General features: G+C 43.2%; 27 protein-coding genes and 1 tRNA gene. 15 read left to right on the top strand and 13 right to left on the bottom strand.

Annotated elements, in window-relative coordinates; all coding sequences use genetic code 11:
* The first annotated feature begins 187 nt into the window (after positions 1-187).
* The gene (locus tag ACFS5N_RS06315; RefSeq protein WP_377183379.1) at positions 188-1,216 is read left to right on the top strand and encodes an exonuclease domain-containing protein; all 1,029 of its coding nucleotides are present in this window, start codon (positions 188-190) and stop codon (positions 1,214-1,216) included.
* On the opposite strand, the gene queG is transcribed toward ACFS5N_RS06315, so the two are convergent.
* On the bottom strand, positions 1,213-2,151 hold the full coding sequence (queG, locus tag ACFS5N_RS06310; RefSeq protein ID WP_377183377.1) for a tRNA epoxyqueuosine(34) reductase QueG: 939 nt from the start codon (positions 2,149-2,151) through the stop codon (positions 1,213-1,215). The genes ACFS5N_RS06315 and queG overlap by 4 nt on opposite strands.
* Before the next feature lie 80 nt (positions 2,152-2,231).
* On the opposite strand from queG, the gene ACFS5N_RS06305 reads away from it, so the two are divergent.
* Positions 2,232-2,477 carry a hypothetical protein gene (locus ACFS5N_RS06305; protein ID WP_377183375.1) on the top strand — a complete coding sequence of 82 codons (246 nt, stop codon included), beginning with the start codon at positions 2,232-2,234 and terminating at the stop codon, positions 2,475-2,477.
* Positions 2,478-2,584: 107 nt separating this feature from the next.
* On the opposite strand, the gene ACFS5N_RS06300 is transcribed toward ACFS5N_RS06305, so the two are convergent.
* The 12 genes from ACFS5N_RS06300 to ACFS5N_RS06245 form a co-directional block, all read right to left on the bottom strand.
* Entirely contained in the window at positions 2,585-3,367 is a 783-nt protein-coding gene (locus ACFS5N_RS06300; RefSeq protein ID WP_377183373.1) for a polysaccharide deacetylase family protein, read from the bottom strand.
* Positions 3,368-3,437: 70 nt separating this feature from the next.
* The gene (locus tag ACFS5N_RS06295; protein ID WP_377183371.1) at positions 3,438-4,556 is read right to left on the bottom strand and encodes a Gfo/Idh/MocA family protein; all 1,119 of its coding nucleotides are present in this window, start codon (positions 4,554-4,556) and stop codon (positions 3,438-3,440) included.
* Positions 4,546-6,861, bottom strand: coding sequence for a GH92 family glycosyl hydrolase (locus ACFS5N_RS06290; protein ID WP_377183369.1), 2,316 nt, complete (start codon positions 6,859-6,861; stop codon positions 4,546-4,548). Before ACFS5N_RS06290 ends, ACFS5N_RS06295 begins: the two co-directional genes overlap by 11 nt.
* A gap of 93 nt (positions 6,862-6,954) precedes the next feature.
* Entirely contained in the window at positions 6,955-7,977 is a 1,023-nt protein-coding gene (gene ruvB, locus ACFS5N_RS06285) for a Holliday junction branch migration DNA helicase RuvB (RefSeq protein ID WP_377183367.1), read from the bottom strand.
* A 134-nt stretch (positions 7,978-8,111) separates the two neighbouring features.
* Positions 8,112-8,843, bottom strand: a complete 732-nt coding sequence (locus tag ACFS5N_RS06280; protein WP_377183365.1) for a polyprenol monophosphomannose synthase — start codon at positions 8,841-8,843, stop codon at positions 8,112-8,114.
* Positions 8,844-8,960: 117 nt separating this feature from the next.
* Positions 8,961-10,454, bottom strand: coding sequence for a POT family MFS transporter (locus ACFS5N_RS06275; protein ID WP_377183363.1), 1,494 nt, complete (start codon positions 10,452-10,454; stop codon positions 8,961-8,963).
* A 75-nt stretch (positions 10,455-10,529) separates the two neighbouring features.
* The gene (locus tag ACFS5N_RS06270) at positions 10,530-11,450 is read right to left on the bottom strand and encodes a hypothetical protein (RefSeq protein WP_377183361.1); all 921 of its coding nucleotides are present in this window, start codon (positions 11,448-11,450) and stop codon (positions 10,530-10,532) included.
* A 40-nt stretch (positions 11,451-11,490) separates the two neighbouring features.
* Positions 11,491-12,669, bottom strand: a complete 1,179-nt coding sequence (locus tag ACFS5N_RS06265; protein WP_377183359.1) for an acetyl-CoA C-acyltransferase — start codon at positions 12,667-12,669, stop codon at positions 11,491-11,493.
* 64 nt (positions 12,670-12,733) lie between these two features.
* Entirely contained in the window at positions 12,734-12,901 is a 168-nt protein-coding gene (locus ACFS5N_RS06260; protein WP_377183357.1) for an Arc family DNA binding domain-containing protein, read from the bottom strand.
* 3 nt (positions 12,902-12,904) lie between these two features.
* Positions 12,905-13,438 carry a hypothetical protein gene (locus ACFS5N_RS06255; protein ID WP_377183355.1) on the bottom strand — a complete coding sequence of 178 codons (534 nt, stop codon included), beginning with the start codon at positions 13,436-13,438 and terminating at the stop codon, positions 12,905-12,907.
* Between the two features lie 11 nt (positions 13,439-13,449).
* Positions 13,450-13,962 carry a hypothetical protein gene (locus ACFS5N_RS06250; protein WP_377183353.1) on the bottom strand — a complete coding sequence of 171 codons (513 nt, stop codon included), beginning with the start codon at positions 13,960-13,962 and terminating at the stop codon, positions 13,450-13,452.
* A gap of 5 nt (positions 13,963-13,967) precedes the next feature.
* Positions 13,968-14,825, bottom strand: coding sequence for an SPFH domain-containing protein (locus ACFS5N_RS06245; protein WP_377183351.1), 858 nt, complete (start codon positions 14,823-14,825; stop codon positions 13,968-13,970).
* A gap of 113 nt (positions 14,826-14,938) precedes the next feature.
* On the opposite strand from ACFS5N_RS06245, the gene ACFS5N_RS06240 reads away from it, so the two are divergent.
* The 13 genes from ACFS5N_RS06240 (at position 14,939) to mobC (ending at position 24,974) form a co-directional block, all read left to right on the top strand.
* The gene (locus ACFS5N_RS06240) at positions 14,939-17,002 is read left to right on the top strand and encodes an HD family phosphohydrolase (RefSeq protein WP_377183349.1); all 2,064 of its coding nucleotides are present in this window, start codon (positions 14,939-14,941) and stop codon (positions 17,000-17,002) included.
* A 76-nt stretch (positions 17,003-17,078) separates the two neighbouring features.
* A tRNA-Ser gene (locus tag ACFS5N_RS06235) sits at positions 17,079-17,165 on the top strand.
* Positions 17,166-17,419: 254 nt separating this feature from the next.
* Positions 17,420-18,694, top strand: a complete 1,275-nt coding sequence (locus tag ACFS5N_RS06230) for a site-specific integrase (protein ID WP_377183347.1) — start codon at positions 17,420-17,422, stop codon at positions 18,692-18,694.
* Between the two features lie 117 nt (positions 18,695-18,811).
* Positions 18,812-19,069, top strand: coding sequence for a helix-turn-helix domain-containing protein (locus ACFS5N_RS06225; RefSeq protein WP_377183345.1), 258 nt, complete (start codon positions 18,812-18,814; stop codon positions 19,067-19,069).
* A gap of 6 nt (positions 19,070-19,075) precedes the next feature.
* A complete protein-coding gene (locus ACFS5N_RS06220; protein WP_377183343.1) occupies positions 19,076-19,378 on the top strand; it encodes a hypothetical protein in 303 nt (100 codons plus the stop codon).
* Between the two features lie 165 nt (positions 19,379-19,543).
* Positions 19,544-19,819, top strand: a complete 276-nt coding sequence (locus ACFS5N_RS06215; RefSeq protein WP_377183341.1) for a helix-turn-helix domain-containing protein — start codon at positions 19,544-19,546, stop codon at positions 19,817-19,819.
* Position 19,820: 1 nt separating this feature from the next.
* Positions 19,821-20,132, top strand: a complete 312-nt coding sequence (locus ACFS5N_RS06210; RefSeq protein ID WP_377183339.1) for a DNA-binding protein — start codon at positions 19,821-19,823, stop codon at positions 20,130-20,132.
* Positions 20,101-20,406 (top strand): hypothetical protein, encoded by a 306-nt coding sequence (locus ACFS5N_RS06205; RefSeq protein WP_377183337.1) that lies wholly within the window; start codon positions 20,101-20,103, stop codon positions 20,404-20,406. Before ACFS5N_RS06210 ends, ACFS5N_RS06205 begins: the two co-directional genes overlap by 32 nt.
* Before the next feature lie 52 nt (positions 20,407-20,458).
* The gene (locus ACFS5N_RS06200; protein WP_377183335.1) at positions 20,459-21,064 is read left to right on the top strand and encodes an AAA family ATPase; all 606 of its coding nucleotides are present in this window, start codon (positions 20,459-20,461) and stop codon (positions 21,062-21,064) included.
* A 30-nt stretch (positions 21,065-21,094) separates the two neighbouring features.
* The gene (locus tag ACFS5N_RS06195; RefSeq protein WP_377183333.1) at positions 21,095-21,370 is read left to right on the top strand and encodes a hypothetical protein; all 276 of its coding nucleotides are present in this window, start codon (positions 21,095-21,097) and stop codon (positions 21,368-21,370) included.
* Positions 21,371-21,499: 129 nt separating this feature from the next.
* Positions 21,500-21,901, top strand: a complete 402-nt coding sequence (locus tag ACFS5N_RS06190) for a plasmid mobilization protein (RefSeq protein WP_377183331.1) — start codon at positions 21,500-21,502, stop codon at positions 21,899-21,901.
* Entirely contained in the window at positions 21,868-23,073 is a 1,206-nt protein-coding gene (locus ACFS5N_RS06185) for a relaxase/mobilization nuclease domain-containing protein (RefSeq protein ID WP_377183329.1), read from the top strand. The genes ACFS5N_RS06190 and ACFS5N_RS06185 overlap by 34 nt, the downstream gene beginning before the upstream one ends.
* Before the next feature lie 2 nt (positions 23,074-23,075).
* Entirely contained in the window at positions 23,076-24,974 is a 1,899-nt protein-coding gene (gene mobC, locus ACFS5N_RS06180; RefSeq protein ID WP_377183327.1) for a conjugal transfer protein MobC, read from the top strand.
* The last annotated feature ends 3 nt before the right edge of the window (positions 24,975-24,977 follow it).

Genomic DNA, 24,977 nt, shown 5'->3' with positions numbered 1-24,977 from the left:
GCAAGATTATTCATTCTGGACAAAATACAAAAGATTTGCCGGCACCGAAATATTACTTTACGTAATCATGGTATTGGGCATTATACTAGGTATATGGATATTCAGCTAAGTCACATTAAATAGATATTCTTTTATATAGTGACTAATTTTTAAGACTTTTACAACCTGAACTACCAATATTAAAACCATGAAATTAAACTTAAAGCGCCCACTGGCTTTTTTTGATATTGAGGCTACCGGTATAAACATAGGTGTTGACCGTATTGTTGAAATATCAGTTATCAAATTACACCCGGATGGGAGCGAAGAAGTTAAAACGTGGCGGATTAATCCCGAAATGCCTATTCCAATTGAGTCATCGTTAATACATGGTATTTACGATGAGCATATCGCCGGCGAACCTAATTTTGGCGCATTGGCCCCTTTAGTAGCCGAATTTTTAGAAAATAGCGACCTGGCAGGCTATAACTCTAACAAATTTGATATCCCGATGCTGATGGAGGAATTTCTGCGTGTGGGTATAGATTTCAGTCTGGATAATCGTCATTTTGTTGACGTACAAAATATCTTCCATCAAATGGAGCAGCGTACCTTGAAAGCCGCTTATCAGTTTTACTGCCAAAAAGAAATTATTAATGCACACAGTGCTGAAGCCGACACCCGTGCAACCATGGAGGTATTACTGGCGCAGATTGAACGCTATGCTGATATTGAATGGGAAGATAAAAAAGGAAACAGAAGCAAACCGGTGGTTAACCACGTAGAGGGCCTGCATACGTTCACTAACCTTAACCGCCCGGTTGATTTTGCCGGCCGTATGGCTTACAATGAAGCAGGCGAAGAGGTGTTTAACTTTGGCAAGCATAAGGGCAAAAGGGTTGAAGATGTCTTTAACATTGAGCCAAGCTATTATTCATGGATGATGCAGGGCGATTTTCCGCTATACACCAAACGTAAACTAGAAGATATTTACAAACGCTGGAACGATAAAAGAAAAGCCGAACGTCAGCAACAGCCTGCGCAGCCAAAGCCGGCAACTGTACCATCTGCAGCTACTGCTGAGGCAAAACCTGCTCAAAATAAGCCTGCATATCAGCAGAAAGCGTATCAAAAACCAAACTATAATCAGCAGCCGTATAAAAAGAAAGAGGAACCCGCTAAACCTGTTGACGATGATATGCTGAAGTTATTAGCTGATAAGTTTAAAAAAGGTTAATCGATCTTTTTAAGGAAGTCGATATTGCGTTTCAGACCGCTGAATTTCGTTCGTTTTACGGCTGAGTTTTTGAATACTTTTTGGAAGGTGTCTTCGGTGATGTCTTGCAAATCGCTATGATTTAGTCCCAATAATTCGGGATGCGGATTAAATGCCGGCTCGCTATGTATCACCGAGAATTTGTTCCAGGGGCAAACGTCCTGGCAAACATCGCAGCCAAACATCCAGTTGTCCATTTTGCCTTTAAATTCCTGCGGTAATTCGTTTTTAAGCTCGATGGTAAGATAAGATATGCATCGGCTGCCATCGACAACATAGGGCCCTACAATGGCATCAGTAGGGCATGCATCAATACAACGGGTGCAGGTGCCGCAATGGTCGGCAGTAGGCTCTACGTCATATTCCAGTTCAATATCAACAATCAGTTCGGCCAGGAAAAAGAATGAACCGCTTTTTTGATTAATGAGGTTGGTGTTTTTGCCAATCCAACCCAATCCGGCTTTTTTTGCCCAGGCTTTATCTAATACAGGTGCTGAATCTACAAAAGCACGGCCGCCAACCTGACCAATCCTTTCGTTGATGGTTTCCAGCAGTAGTTTCAGTTTGTCCTTAATTACAATATGATAGTCTTGCCCGTACGCGTATTTGGATATTTTAGGTGCCGATGGGTCTGCTTGCGTATCTTCGGTATAGTAATTCAGACCCATGGAAATCACCGATTTTGCGCCGTCAACCAACAAGCGCGGGTCAAGGCGCTTGTCGAAATGGTTTTCCATGTAACGCATCTCGCCGTGCATATTTTTGCTGAGCCAGGCTTCCAGTCGCGGAGCCTCTTCTTCTAAAAATTCAGCCTTGGAGATGCCGCAAAACAGGAAGCCTAATTTTTTGGCTTCGTCTTTGATGAGTTTACTATATACCGACTTGTTTTGCTGCATTGTTGCAAAGATAATACAAATAAAAACGACAGCTTGCAGCAGATTATGAACGGCGATCTGAAAACTATAATGTCTACACCATGGAAACCACCGAAGCTAAAGACCCAAAAGATGAACAGATTACCAATGAGGATACATCTGTTACCAATAAAGACGGCGACAACGACCTGGAACAAGGCAAACAGCCTGACGCGCAAAATAATCCCGATAACGATGTTGACACCGTAATACCAAGTACCGATGATAGCGGCGACCCAACCGCTCCAAAGCCTGAGGATGAAGATACCTCTAACAAAGGACAGGGACCGAAAGGGGAGAATTTGTAGTACTCAACAATACTGGTAGATTGTCATTCTGGGCATAGCGAAGAATGACAAGAAATAAAAGGGGAGCTCGAAAAACTCGAGCTCCCCTTTTTTTAATGTTCTATTAATTAGAAACTAGTTCTGATAGCTTTTGCTAATGTTTTAGTACTCCAGTAACCACTATCCAGGATACGTCTAACGGTCATTAACGGATCATTAGGATCTCGTTTTTCAGCTAGTTGGAACGCAATTTTGAAACCGCGTTTATGCAATTCCGGGAAACCTGATTTATTCCATATGCCAAAAGGATAAGCAAAGTAATTGATCTTTTTACCGGTGATTTCTTCCAGTTTTTGGGTTGGTTTGTCCAGTTGTATTACCCAATCATCCTTTTTAGGATTTGGATCATGTTTGTACTTACTGGTCATGTGATGATCCCAGGTGTGGCTGCCGATAACGTTACCTGCGTCAGACAGCGCTTTTACCTGTTCTTTAGTCATATAATGCGGGCGGCCAATAGATACCGTCATCACAAAATAAACCGCTTTAAAACCATATTTCTTCAACTCCGGTGCGGCTATAGTATATTGATCCTCATCGGTATCATCAAAGGTAAGCATGATGGGTTTTTTGGGTAATGCTGCACCGGTGGTTAGGTAAGCATATAACTGATCAGGCAAAATGGTATGATAGCCACTGTCGGCCAACATCTTAATGTGTTCTTTAAACGCGGCGATTTGTACAATATAATCTTTCGCGTTTTTAGAGTCTTTTGCACGCCAGTCGCGTATTTGGTGCCAGCATACTACAGGCACTTGTTTACGCGCCATAATAGCCGCGTTATTTTGCGCTTTAGCACACAGATTGATTACTAAAAAAAACGATAGTAAAGCAGTGATTTGTTTTGACATTATAGATGGATATTAAATTAAAAAAAGACTTACGAGGTGGTGTAACCCCGCAAGTCTGGTATTTGTTTTATTAAGGTTGCAAAACTATCCTTTTCCCCGATTGGATAGATCTTTTTGCAGCATCCAGAATTTCCATTGCGATCATGTTGTATGGCAAAGAAGCCTGGGTGCCCTCGTCAGATAATTGCCCTCTTAGCACCGCCGTTAAATAAACCAGCGGGTCATTATTTGGTGCAGGGATAGGTTTTGCCTCTTTGATCAAAGTAAACCTGGTTTCGTCTTTTGGTGTTCTGAATTGAACCCGCTGCCCATTAAAGGCATGAATAACTCCTGTTTCGCCCCAAACTTCCATATCCTTAATATTTAAAGCCCAGTTCCATGACGCTTCGATAGAAGCGGTGGCGGTAGGGTACTCAACCAGTATGGTAGCATCATCTTCAACCTTAGGATAAACCTGCGGTTTGTAATGTTTGGCGATGGCAGTAACCGCGATAGGGCGTTGGCCATGCATTAGCCAGGTAGCCAGATCGGCACCGTAGCAACCAAAATCGTTCAGTGCACCTGCGCCATTTAAAACCGGATCAGTCAACCAGGCCAGAAACTCAGGGCTGCAACCAATTTCTTTAGGGCCGCTGTGACCATCGCGAATAACCATACGGCGTATTTTGCCTATGCTATCCTGCCCAACCATATCATGAATGTATTGGAATGATGGGTACCAGGTAGTTTCATAGTTAACCAATACTTTGATCTTGTATTTATTGGCCAGTTCCTCTATACGTTTAGCCTGCGCTAAAGTAGCGGCCAGTGGTTTTTCAACCATTACCGGGATGTGCAGTGGAGCGCATATTTCAACAATATCCACGTGTTTGCCAACAGCATTATAACCCAACATAACATCAGGTTTAACGGCTTTGATCATTTTATGAACATCGTCAAAATAAAGCGAGTCGGGCAGATTGAAGCGTTTTTTGTACTTCTCCCAAAGCGCACGGCTGGGCTCATAAACACCTACCACATTAGCCTTGCCATTTTTACGCTGGTTAAAAAAGCCAAGAATATGGTCATGGTTAAGTCCGTAGATGCCTAATCTAAGGTGCTTATCCTGCGCATTGGCGTTGACGACCAATGCGCTTAAGAATGCCGCCAAAACAGCCGTTACCAAGAGGCCTGAAACTTTATTTTTCATTTGAAAGCGAATATGGGAAGCTTGATGGTTTTGTACCTCTTTGCGTGTTAGGCTTATCAGACATCACATAATTCAATACAGCGCCTTTTGTCAAAGCAGTATGTGTAAAGTAATTCAGATCGTACGGTTTACCGTTAACGGTAAGCGATTGTATATATTGATTTTGAGCACTGTTGTTTGGCGCATTTATCACAATTTTCTTTCCATTCTCCAGCGTAACAGTCATCGTTTTAAACAATGGGGTACCCAATACATACTGTGAACTTGTCGGGCAAACCGGGTAGAAACCCATTGCTGAAAATACATACCATGCTGAGGTCTGACCGTTGTCCTCGTCGCCGCAGTAACCATCAGGCGTAGCTTTGTATAGTTTGGCCATTGCGTCACGCACGTGCATTTGGGTTTTCCAAGGCTCGCCGGCAAAGTTGTACAGGTATAGCATGTGCTGAATAGGTTGGTTACCATGTGCGTATTGCCCCATGTTCATAATCTGCATCTCGCGGATCTCGTGGATAACACCGCCATAATAGCTATCATCAAAAATAGGTGGGATGATAAATATAGAATCCAGTTTGTTAACAAACTGCTTGCGGCCACCTTCCAGGTTAATCATACCCTGAATGTCGTGTAAAGCGGCCCAGCTATAGTGCCATGCATTACCTTCGGTAAAGGCATCTCCCCATTTCAATGGGTTAAATGGCTTAACCCACGATCCGTCTTTGTTACGGCCCTGCATCAAACCTATTTCTTTATTGTACAGGTTACGATAGTTCAAGCTATGTTTTTTGTAGATAGCAATTTCAGACTCGGGCTTGCCTAATGCTTTACCTAATTGATAAATAGCAAAGTCGTCATAAGCATATTCTAAGGTACGGGCAGCGTTTTCGTTTATCTTAACATCATAAGGCACATAGCCCAGTGTGTTGTAATATTCGACACCACGACGGCCGGTAGCATTAGGTCCGGTGTTGTTGGCGCCGTGTTTTACAGCTTCCCAAAGCGTGTTGATGTCGTAACCGCGAAGGCCTTTTAAATAAGCATCAGCAACAATTGAAGCAGAGTTATTACCGATCATACAGTCAGAGTAGCCCGGGCTTGACCACTCAGGCAACCAGCCACCTTCTTTATAATCGTTAACCAAACCGGCCTGCATTTGCTGGTCGATAGACGGATAAACCAGGTTCAGGAATGGATATAAAGCTCTGAAGGTATCCCAGAAACCAGTACCTGCAAATTTGTAGCCCGGCATAATTTTGCCGTTTTGAGCGCTCCAGTGCATCGGCTCGTTTTTGGCATCGATCTCGTACATTTTGTTCGGGAAGAACAACATGCGGTATAAGCATGAGTAGAAAGTACGAACCTGGTCAATTGTACCACCAGATACGTTGATCCGTCCCAGGGTTTTGTTCCATATGTCGCGGCCTTTCTTTTCGGTTTGCTCGAAGCTATCGTTGCCGATTTCGCGTTTCAAATTCAGCTCAGCTTGTTCCAGGCTGATAAATGAGGAAGCTACTTTAAGGTGAACAACTTCGCCTCTTTTAGTTTGGAAACCTATAGCTGCTAAAGCGTGTTGTGCATTAGTTTCTAATGAAGGTTCTAATTGAGCTACTTCAGAACGGTTTCTGCCTTCGCCTTTTTCGCTGGTACTATAAGTGTGCGAGAGAGTGAAGGGTTTATCGATATAGATTACGAAGTAGTTTTTAAAGTTTTTTAGTTGCGGGCCTGCGGCTTGTGTAGAATAGCCTATGATTTTATTTTCGGCAGGAATAATTTTTACATATGAGCCTTTTGCAAAAGCGTCAACTAAAATAAATGAGCTATCTGCTTTAGGGAAAGTAATTTTAAATTGTGCGGCGCGCTCAGTAGGAGTGATCTCAGTTGTTACATCATGATCTGCCAGGTAAACGCTGTAGTAGTATGGTTTTGAGATTTCTGCTTTGTGCGAGAACCAGCTTGCACGTGCACTTTGTTCAACGCTCAAGTGTTTAGTCATTGGCATGATCGAGAACATACCGTAGTCGTTCATCCATGGCGATGGCTGGTGAGTTTGCTTAAAGCCCTGAATTTTATGCGCATCGTAAGTGTACGCCCAACCGTCGCCGTTAGGTCCGGTTTGCGGGCTCCAAAAGTTCATACCCCATGGCAGGGCAGTACAAGGGTAGGTGTTTCCGTTTGAAAGGTCTGGCCTTGAATCGGTACCCATCAGCGGGTTCACCCAATCAACCGGGTCGGTTACGGTGGTAACCTGTTGGGCCATTGCGCGACTGCCTACCAATGCTAAGGCTAAAAGAAATATACGTTTCATAAAGGGTTATTAATAGTTATAAAACTACGTTGTTTGATTGATAATTTAAGTTTGTAACAGATTAATTATAACGGCAATAGTAGCAATAAAAACTTAAAATAAGGAAGGATTTCCGCCGAGTTTTATTTTACCCAAATGCCTGTATGCACTTTCCGTGGCTTCGCGCCCGCGGGCAGTTCGCATCAAGAACCCTTCCTGTATTAAAAAGGGCTCATACACCTCCTCTATAGTGCCCTCATCTTCGCCTACGGCAGTGGCTATGGTTTTTAAACCAACCGGGCCGCCTTTAAATTTATCGATGATGGTAAGCAGAATCTTATTATCCATTTCGTCCAGGCCATGCTCGTCAACATTAAGCGCGTTCAGGGCGTATTTAGCAATTTCAGTGTCTATTTTACCATTGCCTTTTATCTGGGCAAAATCGCGTGTACGGCGCAGCAATGCGTTGGCAATACGCGGTGTGCCGCGGCTACGGCGGGCTATCTCGTAAGCACCTTCATCGCTGATAGGTGTGTTTAAGATAGATGCCGATCTTAAAACTATGGTTGTTAGAAGCTTAGCATCGTAATACTCAAGCCTTGAGTTAATGCCGAAGCGGGCACGCAGCGGCGCTGTAAGCAAGCCTGAACGAGTAGTGGCGCCAACCAGCGTAAATGGATTTAACGAGATTTGTACTGAACGGGCGTTAGGGCCGCTTTCCAGCATAATATCTATCTTAAAGTCTTCCATTGCTGAGTACAGATACTCCTCAACCAGCGGACTTAAGCGATGTATCTCATCAATAAATAAAATATCGCCATTTTCAAGATTGGTGAGCAAGCCAGCCAGGTCGCCGGGCTTATCCAGTACGGGGCCTGAGGTGATTTTGATGCCTACGCCCATCTCATTAGCAATAATGTACGACAGGGTAGTTTTGCCCAAACCCGGAGGTCCGTGCAGCAATACGTGGTCAAGCGCCTCGCCGCGCATGCGGGCCGCTTTTACAAAAATCCGTAAGTTTTCAAGTATTTTATGCTGACCGGTAAAGTCCTCAAATGCCTGCGGACGTAACACTTTTTCAATATCACGTTCGGCCGGCGACAGGCGTTCACCCTCAGGATTGAGATGCTCGTTCATTGTTTCAAAAATAAGATTTTTGAAAGATTAGTCGTTAAAGATTAACGATTAGTTATCAACTAAAAAGTGAAGAGCAATTATTTAAGATTAGAAACTATCTACAGGTCCAATCTTTAGTCTTCAATAACCAATCTTCACCCCTCTGGGTATTTTCTAAACAGTGCATTAAAGCGCATGGTTAAAACGCCGAAAATGGCTTCTTTGAAAATGCCTTTTGACATTTTGGATTCGCCTGCCGTACGGTCGGTAAATATAATTGGAACCTCAGTAACCCTGAAACCGTGTTTTACCGCAGTATACTTCATCTCAATCTGGAAGGCATAGCCCACAAACTTAATTTTGTCAAGCTCTATGGTTTCCAATACTTTACGTTTGTAGCACATAAAGCCTGCTGTGAAATCCTGGATGTTTACGCCGGTGATGAAGCGCACGTATACCGAGGCAAAATAGCTCATCAGTACACGGCTCATGGGCCAGTTTACTACGTTTACGCCTTTAATGTATCGCGATCCAACTGCAACGTCCGCGCCCTGAACACAGGCCTCGCGTAAACGCAGCAAGTCTTCGGGATTATGCGAAAAGTCGGCATCCATCTCAAAAATATGCTCGTAATTATGCTCAATGGCCCATTTAAAGCCATGTATGTAAGCGGTGCCTAAACCTTGTTTACCTGCACGTTCAACCATAAATAGGCTGTCCGGATAAGTATTTTGCAAATGCTTGACAATAATCGGCGTGCCATCAGGCGAACCGTCATCAATGACCAGAATGTGGAAATTAAATGGTAAAGAAAATACCTTACGGATCATCCGTTCGATGTTTTCCTTTTCGTTATAGGTAGGTATGATTACTATGCTATCAGGCACGTATTGATTATATTATTTTCTGATTAAAAGAGTTGGCAAAAATAGGCTATCTGTTATAAAAAAGAGCAGGCAATGTTAAATAATTCCCCGCTCTTTTAATTGCATCAATGTTTATTATTACAGATTGTTGGTCTGTGCGATAATATCGTTTTCTTCTTCTTCCGGCTGTTCAATATAGCTGCGCTCTTTCAAGCGTGGGGCTACAAATAAGTAAATTACTAAAAATACAGTACATATACCTACAAACAACCAGTAATAACTAGCGCCGGTGAATTTAGAGAAAAAGCCATGTTCAGCAATATTGCTGTTAACTAAAGCATCAAACAGGTTACCGGCAGCGACGGTTAATAACCAAATGGCGCTCATGGTACTTTTCATTGATTTTGGTGCCTGGGTGTAAGCATATTCCAAACCGGTGATTGATACCAGAACTTCGGCTGCCGATAATACTACGTAAGCAAATATTTGCCACCAAACAGACGGATGTAAGCCTTTGTCAACATTCTCCTGTACAAACGCAATAATCACAAATGACAAGGCTGTTAAAGCCAAGCCGGCACCTAATCGACGCAGTGGTGTAGTTTTGATTCCGATTTTATCCAAAAAAGGATAAACGAAATAAGTAAAAAGTGGGATGAACGATAATAAGAAAATAGGGTTAGCTGTCTGAACCTGACCTGCTAATATAGTAAAGCTGCCAAACCCTAAATTGATATGACGATCCAGTTTCTCGGCTTGTAATACCCATTCTGACAGGTTTTGATCCCACATGGCCCAAAATATAGGTGCAAAGATAAATACAGCCATTACGCGATAAACTGCTTTTACACCTTCAACTTTTTCAGGATTATACTCGCCTTTAGCAACATCAAGCCATGACTGGCCTTTTTGTTTTTTGCCCAAGTGGGTTAACGCATACACCGAAATAAAGACAAAATTATTTCGGTTGATGCCGCTTGGCGGAACGCGTACATATTTTTTACGGCCTAAAAAGAAAATGATTGTAGCTAAAGCCATTAATAAACCTGGAATACCAAAGGCCCATTTTGCGCCCCATTCTGCATAAACCCATGGAATCAATATGGTTGAAATAACCGAACCTGCGTTGATACTGAAGTAAAACCAACCATAAACTTTTGAAAGCAATACCTGGTTTGATTTGTCAAATTGATCGCCAACATTTGCCGATACGCATGATTTAATACCACCGGCGCCAATCGCTATCAAAACCAAACCACCGATAAAACCATTCAGGTTACTATCAAAAACAGCCAGACAAAGATGACCCAGGCAATAAACTATTGATATGGTAAGAATAATGCGGTATTTTCCAGTAAACCAGTCGGCCACCAAACCGCCGACAAAAGGCAGGGTATAAGCCAGAGTTACAAAGAAGTGTGTACTTTCATTTGCTTTCGCTTCGGCAACGGTTTGCAACGCCGGGTTGAGTGTGGGGTTGAAAAATTGAGCAACTAAGAAAGTAGCCAGTATAGAGCGCATGCCATAAAAGCTAAAACGCTCTGCGGCTTCGTTGCCAATAATATACGGAACGCTTTTGGGATACTTTGCTTCCGTAGTAACAGCTTCAGCTGTTAGGGATGTTTCAGACATAAGATCAGTTTAATTTGGCCTAAAATACTATTATTCTATTAAATAAAAATATAGGGGAATATTAATGGTATACAGTTATTGCACCTTTTTTTTACGTATTGGTTGCGTAGTTTTCGGTCTTTCAGTCAGTTTGGGGTCTATATAAGTTTGATCCTGGTCGTCAGGCACGTTACGCATGTCAAGGTTATCCATATAGATCCATTCGCCATTTTTAAGCTTGTAGCCATCGTAGCTCAGGTCGGGGCCGTAGGTTTCAGGTCGGTCGGCTGATTTTTTATCCGGCGGAGCCAGATGATCGAATACGATCAGATTTTGCGACGGCACATATTTTAATAGCATAGAAGCCTGCCTGGCATACTGAAAAACAATACGATCACGACGTTTGCCATTGCCATTAAATACCGGCATACCAAACACAGGTTTATCACCCTGGAAAGACAATACCTCAATTACTTTTTTGGTCGATTTATCATTGTTGCCTTTCCAGCCCAACATTACGTAATAGGGGTGATAGCCCAGCACAGGGATGATAGTATAATATTGCGCACCAAACCAGCTATGGTTATCGCCAATGGTATCTTCTGCTGCCTTGATAAGCGGGGTATAATCCTCCAGGCCATAAAGTTTAAGGGGGCCGGCGGTTTTCATTTGTATAGCGCCGTAAAAGCGATAGCTGCCATCGTCGTTAGCTACGTGCCAGCTAAAAATTCTGAATTTCTGATCGGGCGATGTCGTAAGCGTAACAGTTTTAACCGAGTCAAAAGGGAAATCGAACGAAAAAGGCGTTTTAAGGGCGGCTACCAGTGTTTTGATAAATTGGTAATTTGCATTTTTACGGGCGAGATCATTTTGGTTATTTACAATGGTTGCACCTAAATGCTTTAAACTGTCCTGGTAAAAGTTAAGCTGTTTTAATCCCTCTGCGCCTATCTGCTGTGCAAATGTTCTGGTAGTTAGCGCTATCAGAAAAAATGCAATGACTGATTTTCTTATCACTCTTGAAATTTTAATGCCGTAAATATATACGATTTTATGGTTAACGTAAATTTTCGATAACAATTGCACTTGCACCGCCGCCGCCATTGCAAATTCCGGCAGCGCCGTATTTTCCGTTGTTTTGTTGCAGTACACTAAGTAATGTAACCACAATACGCGCCCCTGAAGCACCCAGGGGATGCCCCAAAGAAACGGCTCCACCATTTACGTTTACTTTCGACGGATCGAGTTTTAACTCGCGGTTATTGGCTATTGATACCACTGAAAAGGCCTCGTTGATCTCATAAAAATCAATATCATCGCCTTTTAAACCGGCACGATGTAAAGCTAAAGGAATTGCTTTTGATGGGGCAGTGGTAAACCATTCGGGTGCTAATTGTGCGTCGGCATAGCTTATTATTTTTGCAAGTGGCTTAATGCCCAATTCGTCGGCTTTTTCGCGGCTCATTAAAACCAATGCCGCCGCCCCATCATTTAAGGTTGATGCGTTGGCTGCGGTAACGGTGCCGTCTTTTTGAAATACAGGTTTTAATGATGGGATCTTTTCAAATTTTACAGTCGATGGTTCTTCGTCATCAGCAACCAATGTAACCTCGCCTTTTCTGTCTTTAATCTCGATAGGGGTGATCTCGGCCACAAACTTTCCGCTGTTTTGCGCGGCGATGGATCTTTTGTATGATTCAATAGCATAAGCATCCTGTTCTTCTCGGTTAATGTGGCATTCTGCAGCACATAATTCGGCAGCCGAGCCCATATGATAATTGTTGTAGACATCCCAAAGGCCATCTTCAACCAAACCATCTATTAGTAAATCATTACCTAATTTATAGCCGGTACGCGCTTTGGCAAGGTAGTAGGGGACATTGCTCATGCTTTCCATGCCCCCGGCTACTACGATATCATTATGACCTAAAGCAATGCTCTGAGCAGCCAGCATGATGGCTTTCATACCCGATGCACAGACTTTGTTGATAGTAGTAGCCGGTAGATAAGGTAAGCCTGCATATATTGCTGCCTGTGTAGCAGGTGCCTGACCTATATTGGCCGATAGCACATTCCCCATAAACACTTCCTGAATCTGTTCTGGTTTTAAACCTGATTTTGAAACTGCAGATTTGATGGCAACAGCGCCTAATTGCGTGGCGCCGAATGAAGACAATGCGCCCCCGAAACTGCCTATCGGCGTGCGGGTTGCTGATACAATAACTACTTCTCTCATAAAATAGATTTGATATTGCAAATCTATCTAATTTATTTTGAGAAATATTATGCTTGCATAGTATTTAGGATTCTTTTTTCTTTTTTGCCTGTTTTTTACGCGCAAGTAAAGCCTGTTGTAAGATATACTCGATCTGGCCATTGGTGCTTCTAAATTCGTCGTTGGCCCAGGTTTCGATATCTTTTAACATATCCGGGTTTACCCTTAATATAAATGCTTTTTTTTCAGCCATGATTTAAACACCTGCGCTTGCGGCTTGCGCTTGTTTAACTAATATAAAATTCACACCTATTAATGTAAGTAACGCTAAAGGCAATCTGGTTTTTATACTATTGGGTTCTAATTTTACTTTAAAAGGTTTGTGCAGGCGGCCACAGTTATTAATTTCAATAAAATCTCCATATCGCTCATCAGTCCAGATCATTTTTCGGGAAAAGATCCCTTTACCTTTTTTAAGTAGAGTTTTAAATCCGTTATTCATTTCTAAGGTAATACGGGTTTCCCATCCGTTTTTTCTATAGCAGCCCACAACTTCACTTTTGTCCTGGTTTATAATTTCAACCTCTTTACCAAAAAAGCCTCTGGGCTTAACGCTGAACTTTGCTTCGGCTGTCTCGATATTCCGGGTACGGGTGAAAGCGCCGGCGTGTGTTATGCAACCGTAATCAAACTGCCCGTCGGTTAAAGTATAAACAGGTTTAAACCAACCTTTACGGGTTACGTAAAGCTCGGTGGTTCTCAGCATGTCAATATCTCTGTAATTGCTCATTATCTTTAAAATTAACGCCGCTTGCGGCGGCCCCGTCTGTAAATAGTCAAATGCATCCCGAAAAATATTAATAATGGGATTACGGATGCGGGCGCCTGGCTTTCTTCAATATAAACATCGTTATTCAAACCAAATGGAAAGTTATTCTCGATAGTAATTAAAGGTCCGTAACCTTCAGACTCGCACAGATACCGCCGCGAGAAGATTGACGGGCGGTAAAACCTGGCTCTGAAGCCACTCTTTAAGTTTAGCGTATAGGTATTGCTAAATAACTCGCGTTCAGCACTGCCTATAACTTCGCCATTGCCATCTGTGATGGTCAGTTCTCTTGAAAACAAGCTCCAAAAGCTAAAGTGCCATTGATGTGCGGCGGTTTGCGCATCGCATTGGTTGCGGCTAAACCACTCATAGTTAAGCACGCCATAAATATCAGTACCATCAGTAAGCTGATATTCGGTGGCAAACCATCCGCTGCGGGTAAACCATAAATGCGGCGTGTGTTTAATGCACAATTCTTTAAACATGGCTATTAATGATATAAAGTGCCGGTATTCACTACGGGGTTAACGCTTCTGTCGCCGCATAACACTACCAGCAGATTACTTACCATAGCCGCCTTGCGTTCTTCGTCCAATTCAACTATTTCTTTTTCTGATAGTTTATTCAAAGCCATTTCAACCATACCTACAGCGCCTTCAACAATTAACCGGCGGGCCGAGATAATGGCGGATGCCTGTTGTCTTTGCAACATAGTGTGCGCAATTTCAGGAGCATAGGCGAGGTGAGATATGCGGGCCTCTAATACCACAATACCTGCGCGGTCCAAACGTTCGTTCAATTCTTTCTCTAACATTACACTAACCTGCTCTGCACCACCGCGTAGGGTAATGCTGGCAGTTTCGTCTTCGATATTATCGTAAGGAAAGCTATTAGCCAGGTGACGTACGGCGGCTTCACTTTGAATGTTAACATACTGAATATAATTTTCTACAGCAAAAACTGCGCTGGCGGTGTTGTTTACCTGCCATACAATAACCGCGGCAATTTCAATTGGGTTGCCCACGGCATCGTTAACCTTAAGCTGCTGGCCATTTAAATTATAAGCTTTTAATGATACTTTCTTTTTCTGCGTAAATGGATTCACCCAAAAGAAACCGTCTTGTTTTACGGTGCCTACATATTTGCCAAACAGGGTAAGCACTTTGGCTTCGTTGGGGTTTACAATGATTAAGCCGGGTAATACCAATATCAGGTCTATCAAACCTAAAATTATGGCGGTAGCAAACATTTGAGCAACGCCGCAATAGATAGTGGCCCCTAATAATATTAAGAAGACGAACAAGGTTAAATAACCTGAAGGCGGGTTGATAATTTTTTCAGTATTCATGACGGTTTTGATTTTAAAATGATATCACAAAGATATCAAAACAACTTTCATAAAAACAATAAAAAAACAGCAATAGTTTAAAATGTGTTATTTTTGACTGCTTAATTCAATAAATGGCAACACTATCACCCTCGCGCCAAAAGGCTTTACTGCGCAAATACGCCCGCAACGTTAAGTTTTTAATGATGGTGGTGAGTACCTGTTTAATTGTGTATTCGCTGCCAAAACAAGCTAAGTTTAGCTATGAAATAGAAAAGGGGCGCATCTGGAACCAAAAAGACCTGATTTCACCATATAACTTTGCAATTCTCAAAACTGCCGCCGAAATTCAGAATGACCGTAAAAATGCCTTGGCAAGCACAACGCAGCTTTATCAGCTGGATACCAATATAGAGCAGCGCCAGCTTGACGGCTTTAAAAACGACCTGGAGTTTAAGTGGCATAACGCCGGTATTGATGACCGTAAAAAGCCTGCATACCTGCAAGCGGGACTGGGCTTGCTGAAACAAGTATATGATAAGGGGATAGTTTCGCTTAACTCAAAATATCAGCAAACAGAATCATACACGCTTACTATTTTGCAGGGTAACATTGCTACAGAGAAGAGTACTGTAGATCTGTTGACAAAAGAAAGTGCTTTGGCTTACTGTAATCAAATACTGAGCAAGCGCAAGGATGTTGACAAAACATTTCTGCTTGATTTACTTCAAAATCGCATACAAAACAATATAGTTTTTGACGATAAATTAACAGCTCGTTTAGAGACGGAGGTGCTCGAAAATATCTCGACAACCCGGGGTATGGTGCAAAAGGGTGATGTAATTATTGCTAAAGGTTCAGTAGTGAATGATGAAGTGTACCAAAAGCTGATATCATACAAAAAAGCATTTGAGGATAACTCGCGTATAAATGGCAACCCTAAGCTGGTGCTTGCCGGGCAGTTTCTTTTAGTAGCCATAACCATCGCACTTTTGATGATTTTTCTGTACCTGTTCAGAAAAGACATTTATTCAGATAACCGTCTCGTGAGTTTGATTTTGCTGGTAATTACAGCAATGTTAGTCACACTGTCAATGGCTATTAAGCTGCAGATACCTAATTTGTATTATATCCCTTACTGTATAGTGCCCATCATTATCAGAATATTGTTTGATACCCGTTTGGCGCTAAATATCCACATGCTGGTGGTATTGATAGCCGGGTTTTTTGTGCCCAACAGCTTTGAGTTTGCATATTTCGAAATCACAGCAGGTATGGTTTCTATCTACAGCATCAAAAATCTGGTTCGTCGTGAGCAGTTTCTGATATCGGCAGTGATCATCACGTTTACTTATTTTGTTTCGTTCCTGGGTATATCCTTAATTAAAGAAGGGACTATAGTCGATATCGAGTGGTACAATTTCATACCCTTTGTGGTAAGTGTTCTGCTCACCTTACTGGCTTATCCTTTGATATACCTGTTTGAAAAAGTATTTGCTATTACCTCAGACATAACACTCATTGAGCTCACCAATACCAACGCACCCCTGCTTCGGGAAATGGCATTTTCCGCACCAGGGACTTTTCAGCACTCGTTGCAGGTGGCTAACTTAGCCGAGAACGCCATATACGCCATTGGAGGCAATGCCCTGTTAGTTAGGGCGGGGGCATTGTATCATGATATCGGTAAAATGGAGAATCCGCTGTTTTTTGTGGAGAACCAAAACTCGGGCTTTAATCCGCACGATAAAGTGACCTATGAAGAGAGTGCGCAGATCATCATTCGTCACGTTCATAAAGGGATAGAGATGGCTCACAAAGCAAACATTCCCGAAATTGTGATCGACTTTATCCGTACACATCATGGTAACACGCGGGTAGATTATTTTTACCAGTCGTTTCTGAAAAATTTCCCCGAAAAAATCATCAATGAGAACACTTTCAGGTATCCGGGGCCCATCCCTTTTTCAAAAGAAACAGGTGTTTTAATGCTCGCCGACTCGGTTGAAGCCGCTTCGAGGTCTTTAAAAGAGCCTGATGAGAAATCTATCAGTGCCCTGGTTGATCGCATTGTAAAATACAAATTAGATCAGAACCAGTTGAAAGACTGCGATATAACTTTGAAGGATATTGAAACCATCAAGGCCATTTTCAAAAGAATGTTAATGAGTATTTATCATGTTAGAATAGATTATTAATTTTTTTTTGACAGGATGCTGTAATTACTATATTTGCAGTCCCTGAAAAAAGGGATACTTCTTGTAAAAAGGAAATGGTGAGGTGCCTGAGAGGCCGAAAGGATCAGTTTGCTAAACTGACGTACGGGAAACTGTACCGAGGGTTCGAATCCCTCCCTCACCGCAAATTAGGAGTTCAAAACTACGCAAAAACCTGTAAATCGTTGATTTACAGGTTTTTTTGTTTTAACGGTGAACCAAAGAAACACACTAAAACTCATGAGTTTAGTGAGTTATTCGGTGAGTAAAGTCAAATTTTTTAAAATTTACTCACTGGAAACGCTATAACTTACTGATAAACAAGATGTTCAATCATTGAATATCTTGTTTATCGAGGCGCTCATATCGATATTTATTCATTTAAAATCGTGAGTGATCATGCTTGAAAAAACCTTAGGTTTACTGTTTTACCTGAAAAAACCGAAAGATTATACAGCAGGGCCTGTATTAATCTATCTTCGAATTACTGTTGACGGCGATCAAAAAGAACTGTCGACCAAACGGTTTTGTGAGCCGGAAAAATGGAATGCCAAAGCTAACCGCGCTATTGGCAATAAAGAAGAAACCAAAACGCTTAACGCCTACCTCGATATGTTGCAAAACCAGGTCTATGATGCCCGGACACAATTAATCGACCGGGGAAAAATTGTTACCGCACTGGCTTTGAAAAATATTGTATCCGGTAATGATCAACGGCAGTGGATGCTGATGGCCTTATTTAAAGATCATAACAAAGGATTGGAGGAACTGATTGGCAAAGGAGTAGCAAAAGGCACGCATACTAACTTTGAAACGTCTTATAAGCATACCGCACGCTTCCTGAAAACCAATTACAAAATCGACGACATCAATATCCTGTCGCTTAACCTGGAATTCATCAAAAAACTGTATCACTGGTACCGGACGGTCAAAAATCTCAATCACAACTCTGCGCTGAAGAATATCGCCAACATGAAAAAGATCGTACTGGACTGCGTGGACAACGGTTGGCTCGTCGCCGACCCGTTTGCGAAGTTCGAAATGACCCGGGATGAAGTGGATACGATTTATCTGACTAAAGAGCAGGTGCAAGCTATAGCTAATAAACCTATCAATACCCCACGATTAAGCCGGGTAAGAGATCTGTTTATCTTTTCCTGTTTTACCGGGCTATCGTTTATTGATATGAAGCAGTTGAAACGCTCGGAGGTGTTTACTAATGATGGCGAGTTGAGGATATACAAAAATCGTCAAAAGACCGGTACGCCGGCGGTTATTCCCTTGTTGCCTATCGCCAAAGGTATCCTGAAAAAATACGAAGACGATGAGTATTGTTTGGTGAAAGATATGCTGTTACCCGTGTTAAGTAATCAGAAATATAACAGCTACCTAAAGGACCTCGCTGAACGTTGTGACATAGACCTGGAATTGAGTTCTAAAATGGCCCGCAACACGTTTGCCACCACGATTACGCTGGCGAATAATGTGCCTATGGAAACGATCAGCAAAATGATGGGGCACAAAAGTCTTCGTCAAACGCAACACTACGCTAAAGTGCTGGCGGTCAAAGTTACTGAGGATATGGCCGATCTGAACAAACGGCTAAACGATACCAAGTTTTTGGACGATTCACCTATCCTGGAAACACCAAAACCCATCATGCGTATCGTTTAAATCCGCTAAAAAACACCCACCTCGTCATCAGGGTTGAAATAGTTTGACGACGCTTGAGCAAATTTGAACCCCGCTTAATTTTAGGCGGGGCTTTTTTATGACTTAACATTGAACACTATGGCAGCAGAAATTATCACCAAAGAAGACCTGGTTGAGTTTGAGAACCGGCTTTTAGACACCCTAAAGAAGATGATGGGCCACACCAGCGATCCATCAAGAAAATGGCTACGCAGTGCACAAGTTCGCAAAATGCTCAATATCTCCCCGAATACGCTCACTAGCCTCAGAGTTAATGGTACGATTAAATTCACCAGGGTTGGCGGCATCATGTATTACAACACAGATGACATCAACAAAATGCTGACCGGTAGCTGATCTATTATGAAACAACTAAACGCTTTGGCCCGCTTCATGATTCAAGCAGCCAAAAATACCGAGGTGTTACCCACGCATATCAGCCTTTATCTGGCTTTATTTGTGAGCTGGAAACAAAATAATTTTTGCGAACCCTTCCCGGTTTACCGCAAAGACCTGATGGCGCTGGCACGTATCAACTCCATCGCTACTTATCATAAGTGTATCAAAGATTTGAGCGCCATGGGCGTTATAGGCTATGTGCCGTCCTATAATTATTATCAGGGCAGTTTGATTTACCTGGCGAATACCGGGCGTAAATCTGCTTAAGAGGTGTCGCATTTTGCGATACCTTATGTTGAGGTCGCAATTTGCGATCTCAAACACGAATGGTTCATAGGAACCTATTTTATTATTGACCTAGCTTCCTATAAAAGTAGGCCCCTAATTCACAGGTGTGCAAGTACGGCGAAATAACCTCCCGAATTTTGGGTCATGGACAGAAACACGCTGGCGACGCAGGAAGACATCGCCCAACTCAAAACCGATTTGCTTAAAGATTTTCGTGACCTGATCACGGAAGCCTTTGCACACGCGCCGAATAAGCGATGGCTCAAATCCGCGGATGTCAAAAAGATCTTAGGCATTTCTCACGGCTTTTTGCAAATGCTACGCGATGAAAAGATCTTGCCTTATACCCGCATCGGCGGCGCGGTCTATTACGATTACCAGGACATCATCCAAATGATGGCTACTAACAAAACCCAATAATATGCTCAACGAGAAAATCAAACGCGATCAGTTGCTCACGATACAAGATCTGGCAGATTTCGGCGAGGAATTATTGATTGGCATCCGCAAGCTAATTAGCTATCACGGTAAGCCCAACAAACAATGGATCAAATCGGCAGAAGTCAAAACGATGTTGTGCCTTTCCGATGGCAAATTACAATACCTGCGTGATAAAGGCATCGTCCCTTTTACCAAGCTTGGTGGCGTCACTTATTATAACCTGCGGGAAATTGAAGACTTAATGAACTCAGACAAAATCCATGATCATCAAACGAAAAGCCAAACGGTTTAAGCCACGCGAACAACCGAAAATCAAAAAACCGGTTTCTAAACAAAAAGGCTTCGGCACGGAAATGCCGCCGGACTATGCACTGGTGGTCATCTATTTTGATCAGAAGGAAGCAGCTAATCAAGCTTCGTCTTTTTTCAATTGGTATGAAAGCATCAACTGGACCGGCCCGCGCGCCGCGCCTTACCGGAACTGGAAAATACTGGCCTCCGACTGGATTTTCAATTACCACCAGCAACTGAAGCTCACTAAGCGACTGCGGCGCAACCGGCTATAATTCTATAAAACTAGTAATCTATATTCCTATATACCTATAAATCTAATTTTCTATGGCAAAGATCATCACCATCGCCCATCAAAAAGGCGGCGTCGGCAAAAGCACGCTGGCCCTGAACCTGGCCCTTTGTTTCCGGGACAACCTGAGCGTAGCTATCGTAGACACCGACCTGCAAGGCAGCTTATTTCATATCCGCGACGAGTTCCCGGGCTTGCCCGTCCTGATGCCCAATAAAGTGGCATATTTACAGGAACTGGAAGAAGACCTGATCATCGTGGATACCCCGCCGTATTTGTCCGATCAGTTACCCGAACTGTTCTTTCACTCTGACTTTATTTTAATTCCGACCAAGGCCGGTTTCTTTGATGTCATGGCCATTAGGTCTACGCTGGCGATGGTCAGACAGGTCCAGCAGCGTACCTTTAATGTCCGCTGCGGCGTAGTTTTAAATATGATCAAACCACGCTCCGGCATCACCAAAGAAACCCTGGGCCTAATGGAGGTGATGGAAGCACCAATGCTCCATACCAGGATACACGACCGGGTGAGCATCGCCCGCTCGTCGATGACCGGCGGCGTTCTAAACAGCGGCGACCCCAAAGCCATTGCAGAAATTACTTCCCTGGCCGAAGAAATAGTCCAGCTCATAGCAAGCTAGCAAACTATCAATCTATTAACCTAGCAAACTATGACTAATTATAAAGATAAACTCGGCGGCCTGGCAGACAAACTCAAAACGGCGCCAGTGCAGCCGCCTATTCAAAAGGTGCAGCCAATTAAAGCTCCTGCGTCCGAACGGGCGACCGATGTTCAGTTCAACACCGAGATACCCAAATCGCTCCGTAAACAGCTTAAAGCCCATAGTAACGAACATGACCTGTCGTTAAAAGATATTACCATAACCGCATTAAAACTATACCTCGAAACCTATCCTAAAAATCAAGAACACACAATCAAACAGTAGTTCAAACTGCCTCTTCGAAGCAGTCAGCAAGATGTACGTTTGTCATACAAACGCATCTTGCCCCGGCTCCCGGGGATGACCCTACCAGCCAAAAAAAGCTCCGAAGTCGCATTTTTCAAAGACACCGAAATGGAAGAAAACCGCAGCCATCGATTGATCGTCCGCTTCAAACCCACCGAGTTTGAACTGATCGAAAAGCGTTTTAAAAAGACGCTATTCCGCAAGCTGAGTGAGTACACCCGGAACGTGCTATTGGAGAAAACCATTACCGTCACTTACCGCGATAAGGCGATGGATGATATCCTGGAGGAGTTGATTTTATTGCGGCGCGAACTCAACGCAGTTGGCAATAATTTAAACCAGGCCATGCGGAACATCAATGCGACGCATGGCAATGCGGACGCGAAATTATGGATGAACCTGCTGACGACGATCAACAGCAGGGTAGAGCCAGCTATCAACCAGATCAAAGAACAGATGAATAAATATGCGGATCTATGGTCGCAAAAATCAAAAGCGGAAAAAGCCTGAAAGGCGCGCTAAACTATAACGAAAACAAAGTGAAGCAAGGCAAAGCCGAACTGATCGGCGCCGTTGGCTACCTCAAAGAACCTAGGAACCTATCTTTCTATGAAAAACTGTTGCGGCTGACTGACCTGGCGGAAAGAAACGAACGCACCAAAACCAATACGGTGCATATCTCCCTGAATTTCGCGAACGGCGAAAAACTGCCGACCGAATTACTCCAGCAGATCACCCAGGATTATATGCAAGGCATCGGCTTTGAAAACCAGCCTTACCTGGTCTACCGCCATTCAGACGCAGGCCACCCGCACATCCATATCGTATCAACTAACATTAAAGCCAGCGGCGAGCGGATTAGCCTACATTACTTAGGTCAGAACCAATCCGAAAAAGCCCGCAAAGCGATCGAGATCAAATACCAACTGGTCAAAGCTGAAGAACAGCAAAAGCAAAAGCCGGACATCAAAGCCATACCCGCGGAATATGGCCGGCAGGAAACCAAACGGGCCATTACTAATATTGTTAACCAAACTATCCGCACTTATAAGTTCACCAGTATTCCTGAACTCAACGCAGTACTCCGCCAATATCATATCGAAGCTGACCGGGGTTCCAAAGATTCCCGCGTCTATGCCAAAGGTGGTTTGGTATATTGGATCACCGACAAAAAAGGTAACAAGACCGGCGTGCCGATCAAGGCCAGCAGCATCTATGGTAAACCAACGCTCAAAACGCTGGAGGAAAAATTCCGGCTGAATGAAACGCTGCGCAAACCACTAAAAGAAAAACTGAAAACAACCATCAGCCAAGCACTGCAAAAATCAACTGATCGAACCTCATTCGAAAAATTGCTCAAAGCACAAAATATTGAAGTGCTATTCAGAAGGAGCGATGACGGCCGTATCTACGGTGCGACCTTTATTGACCACGAAAACAAAGCAGTCTTTAACGGCAGCGATCTTGGCAAAGAATTTAGCGCAAACCCCCTCAACGACCGCTTTCATAAAAACGAGTCCGTTCAGCAAACGACTTCGTCATCACCAATCGCCCAAACAGAACCGTCAAATGGAAATGCTGATTTGCTCGACATTTTACTAGCACCCGACCAGGAAGACATAGGCGCGCTCAATAAGATCAAACGCGAAAGCAAAAAGAAACGCAAGGGATTAAATCTATAATTATGCAAACCGGAGAAAACGAACAAGCCCTCAGGAAGATCATCGACTTTACCAGGCTACTCAGCATTGCCATACTGCTCATCCATTTTTATTTATGTTGTTACAGCACCTTCGAGCAATTGAAACTGGCGCATAAAATTGTTGACCATATTTTATTGCCGTTATCCAAAATGGCCATATTCAAAACCCCGTGGTCAGCTAAACTCAGCGCATTGGGATTATTAATTGTTTCGCTGGTCGGTTCCAAAGGCAAGCGTGATGAAAAGATCAGGGGCAGAGCTGTGGCTACTTATTGCCTGACCGGGCTGTTAATTTACTTCATCAGTAATTATGTAGTTGGTTTAGCTTGGCTTTATATCGGCGCAACTTCCTTTGGTTATTTATTATTTATGACCGGCGGCGGACTGCTTTTTAGAATCTTGAAGTTGAAATTGGGCCGCGATATATTTAATAAGGACAATGAATCCTTTCCGCAGGAACAACGGCTGCTGGAAAATGAATATTCGATCAATCTGCCGGCATCTTATATTTTCCGGGGCAAGACTTTCAAAAGCTGGATTAACGTCATCAACCCATTTAGGGGAATGCTGGTAGGAGGTAGTCCCGGCGCGGGTAAATCTTATTTCGTTATCCGGCACATCATCACCCAACATATTGCCAAAGGTTTCAGTATGCTCATCTATGACTTTAAATACGATGATCTTTCCAAGATCGCTTATAATGCGCTTTTAAAACATGGCGGCCGTGCATTTTATGTCATCAATTTTGAGAACATCATGCACCGCAGCAATCCGCTAGAACCGCAAACCATGACCGATATCACGGATGCGATGGAAGCGGCGCGAACGATCATGCTGGGCCTGAACCGGGAATGGATCAAGAAGCAAGGCGACTTCTTTGTCGAGTCGCCCATCAATTTTGTCACCGCGCTGATCTGGTTTTTGAATAAATATGAAGGCGGGCGCTATTGTACGTTGCCGCATGTCATTGAGCTTTCGTTAGTCGACTACAAAGATTTGTTTGCGGTCCTGACCAGCGAGCCGGAAATTGAAGTATTGATCAATCCCTTTATCTCCGCCTGGAAAAACGAAGCTTATGAGCAATTAGAAGGACAGATCGCCAGCGCTAAAATCAGCCTCGCCAGACTATCATCACCGCAGCTTTATTATGTTTTAAGCGGTAATGATTTTTCACTCGACATCAATAATCCCAATGATCCTAAAGTAGTCTGTTTGGCCAATAATCCACAGAAGTCACAGGTTTATGGTGCTGTACTATCGCTTTATGTGAACCGGATTAACAAGCTGGTGAATCGCAAGCATCAACAAAAGTGCAGCCTGATCTTTGATGAATTTCCCACCATTTATTTTAACGGCATTGATAACCTGATCGCAACCGCGCGGTCTAATAAAGTGGCGGTAACGTTGGCGGTGCAGGATTACAGTCAGCTTAAAAAAGACTATGGCCGCGAACAAGCCGAGGTGATCATGAATATTGTCGGTAATATTATTTGCGGACAGGTCACCGGCGATACGGCCAAACAACTCTCCGAACGCTTTGGCAAGATCAACCAGCAAAAAGAAAGCGTCTCCATTAACAGCACCGATACCTCCGTGAGTCACTCGACCCAACTGGATTATGCCATACCGGCTTCAAAAATCGCAAGCCTTTCATCGGGCGAATTTGTCGGCATGGTAGCCGATGACCCGACCAATAAGGTCGAACTCAAAACCTTTCATTGCCAGATCCAAAATGACCACGAGGCCATAGCCGCCGAAGAAAGAAGTTATCAGGATATACCAGCTATACGGGCAATCAGCAATACCGAGATATCAGTCAATTACCAGCGCATTAAGCAAGATATCAGCAGCTTAGTGGAAGATAAGCAGGATAAATCGTAGTTT

This window comes from Mucilaginibacter ximonensis, assembly GCF_042686265.1.
Lineage (GTDB): Bacteria > Bacteroidota > Bacteroidia > Sphingobacteriales > Sphingobacteriaceae > Mucilaginibacter > Mucilaginibacter ximonensis.
Note: the sequence above shows the minus strand (reverse complement) of the source record. Positions and strands in the feature narration are given on the sequence as shown.

Coding starts and splice junctions, on each gene's coding strand:
- ACFS5N_RS06315 (WP_377183379.1), top strand. CDS start 188: ATGAAATTAAACTTAAAGCGCCCACTGGCTTTTTTTGATATTGAGGCT.
- queG (WP_377183377.1), bottom strand. CDS start 2,151: ATGCAGCAAAACAAGTCGGTATATAGTAAACTCATCAAAGACGAAGCC.
- ACFS5N_RS06305 (WP_377183375.1), top strand. CDS start 2,232: ATGGAAACCACCGAAGCTAAAGACCCAAAAGATGAACAGATTACCAAT.
- ACFS5N_RS06300 (WP_377183373.1), bottom strand. CDS start 3,367: ATGTCAAAACAAATCACTGCTTTACTATCGTTTTTTTTAGTAATCAAT.
- ACFS5N_RS06295 (WP_377183371.1), bottom strand. CDS start 4,556: ATGAAAAATAAAGTTTCAGGCCTCTTGGTAACGGCTGTTTTGGCGGCA.
- ACFS5N_RS06290 (WP_377183369.1), bottom strand. CDS start 6,861: ATGAAACGTATATTTCTTTTAGCCTTAGCATTGGTAGGCAGTCGCGCA.
- ruvB (WP_377183367.1), bottom strand. CDS start 7,977: ATGAACGAGCATCTCAATCCTGAGGGTGAACGCCTGTCGCCGGCCGAA.
- ACFS5N_RS06275 (WP_377183363.1), bottom strand. CDS start 10,454: ATGTCTGAAACATCCCTAACAGCTGAAGCTGTTACTACGGAAGCAAAG.
- ACFS5N_RS06265 (WP_377183359.1), bottom strand. CDS start 12,669: ATGAGAGAAGTAGTTATTGTATCAGCAACCCGCACGCCGATAGGCAGT.
- ACFS5N_RS06260 (WP_377183357.1), bottom strand. CDS start 12,901: ATGGCTGAAAAAAAAGCATTTATATTAAGGGTAAACCCGGATATGTTA.
- ACFS5N_RS06255 (WP_377183355.1), bottom strand. CDS start 13,438: ATGAGCAATTACAGAGATATTGACATGCTGAGAACCACCGAGCTTTAC.
- ACFS5N_RS06250 (WP_377183353.1), bottom strand. CDS start 13,962: ATGTTTAAAGAATTGTGCATTAAACACACGCCGCATTTATGGTTTACC.
- ACFS5N_RS06245 (WP_377183351.1), bottom strand. CDS start 14,825: ATGAATACTGAAAAAATTATCAACCCGCCTTCAGGTTATTTAACCTTG.
- ACFS5N_RS06240 (WP_377183349.1), top strand. CDS start 14,939: ATGGCAACACTATCACCCTCGCGCCAAAAGGCTTTACTGCGCAAATAC.
- ACFS5N_RS06230 (WP_377183347.1), top strand. CDS start 17,420: ATGCTTGAAAAAACCTTAGGTTTACTGTTTTACCTGAAAAAACCGAAA.
- ACFS5N_RS06225 (WP_377183345.1), top strand. CDS start 18,812: ATGGCAGCAGAAATTATCACCAAAGAAGACCTGGTTGAGTTTGAGAAC.
- ACFS5N_RS06220 (WP_377183343.1), top strand. CDS start 19,076: ATGAAACAACTAAACGCTTTGGCCCGCTTCATGATTCAAGCAGCCAAA.
- ACFS5N_RS06215 (WP_377183341.1), top strand. CDS start 19,544: ATGGACAGAAACACGCTGGCGACGCAGGAAGACATCGCCCAACTCAAA.
- ACFS5N_RS06210 (WP_377183339.1), top strand. CDS start 19,821: ATGCTCAACGAGAAAATCAAACGCGATCAGTTGCTCACGATACAAGAT.
- ACFS5N_RS06205 (WP_377183337.1), top strand. CDS start 20,101: ATGATCATCAAACGAAAAGCCAAACGGTTTAAGCCACGCGAACAACCG.
- ACFS5N_RS06200 (WP_377183335.1), top strand. CDS start 20,459: ATGGCAAAGATCATCACCATCGCCCATCAAAAAGGCGGCGTCGGCAAA.
- ACFS5N_RS06195 (WP_377183333.1), top strand. CDS start 21,095: ATGACTAATTATAAAGATAAACTCGGCGGCCTGGCAGACAAACTCAAA.
- ACFS5N_RS06190 (WP_377183331.1), top strand. CDS start 21,500: ATGGAAGAAAACCGCAGCCATCGATTGATCGTCCGCTTCAAACCCACC.
- ACFS5N_RS06185 (WP_377183329.1), top strand. CDS start 21,868: ATGGTCGCAAAAATCAAAAGCGGAAAAAGCCTGAAAGGCGCGCTAAAC.
- mobC (WP_377183327.1), top strand. CDS start 23,076: ATGCAAACCGGAGAAAACGAACAAGCCCTCAGGAAGATCATCGACTTT.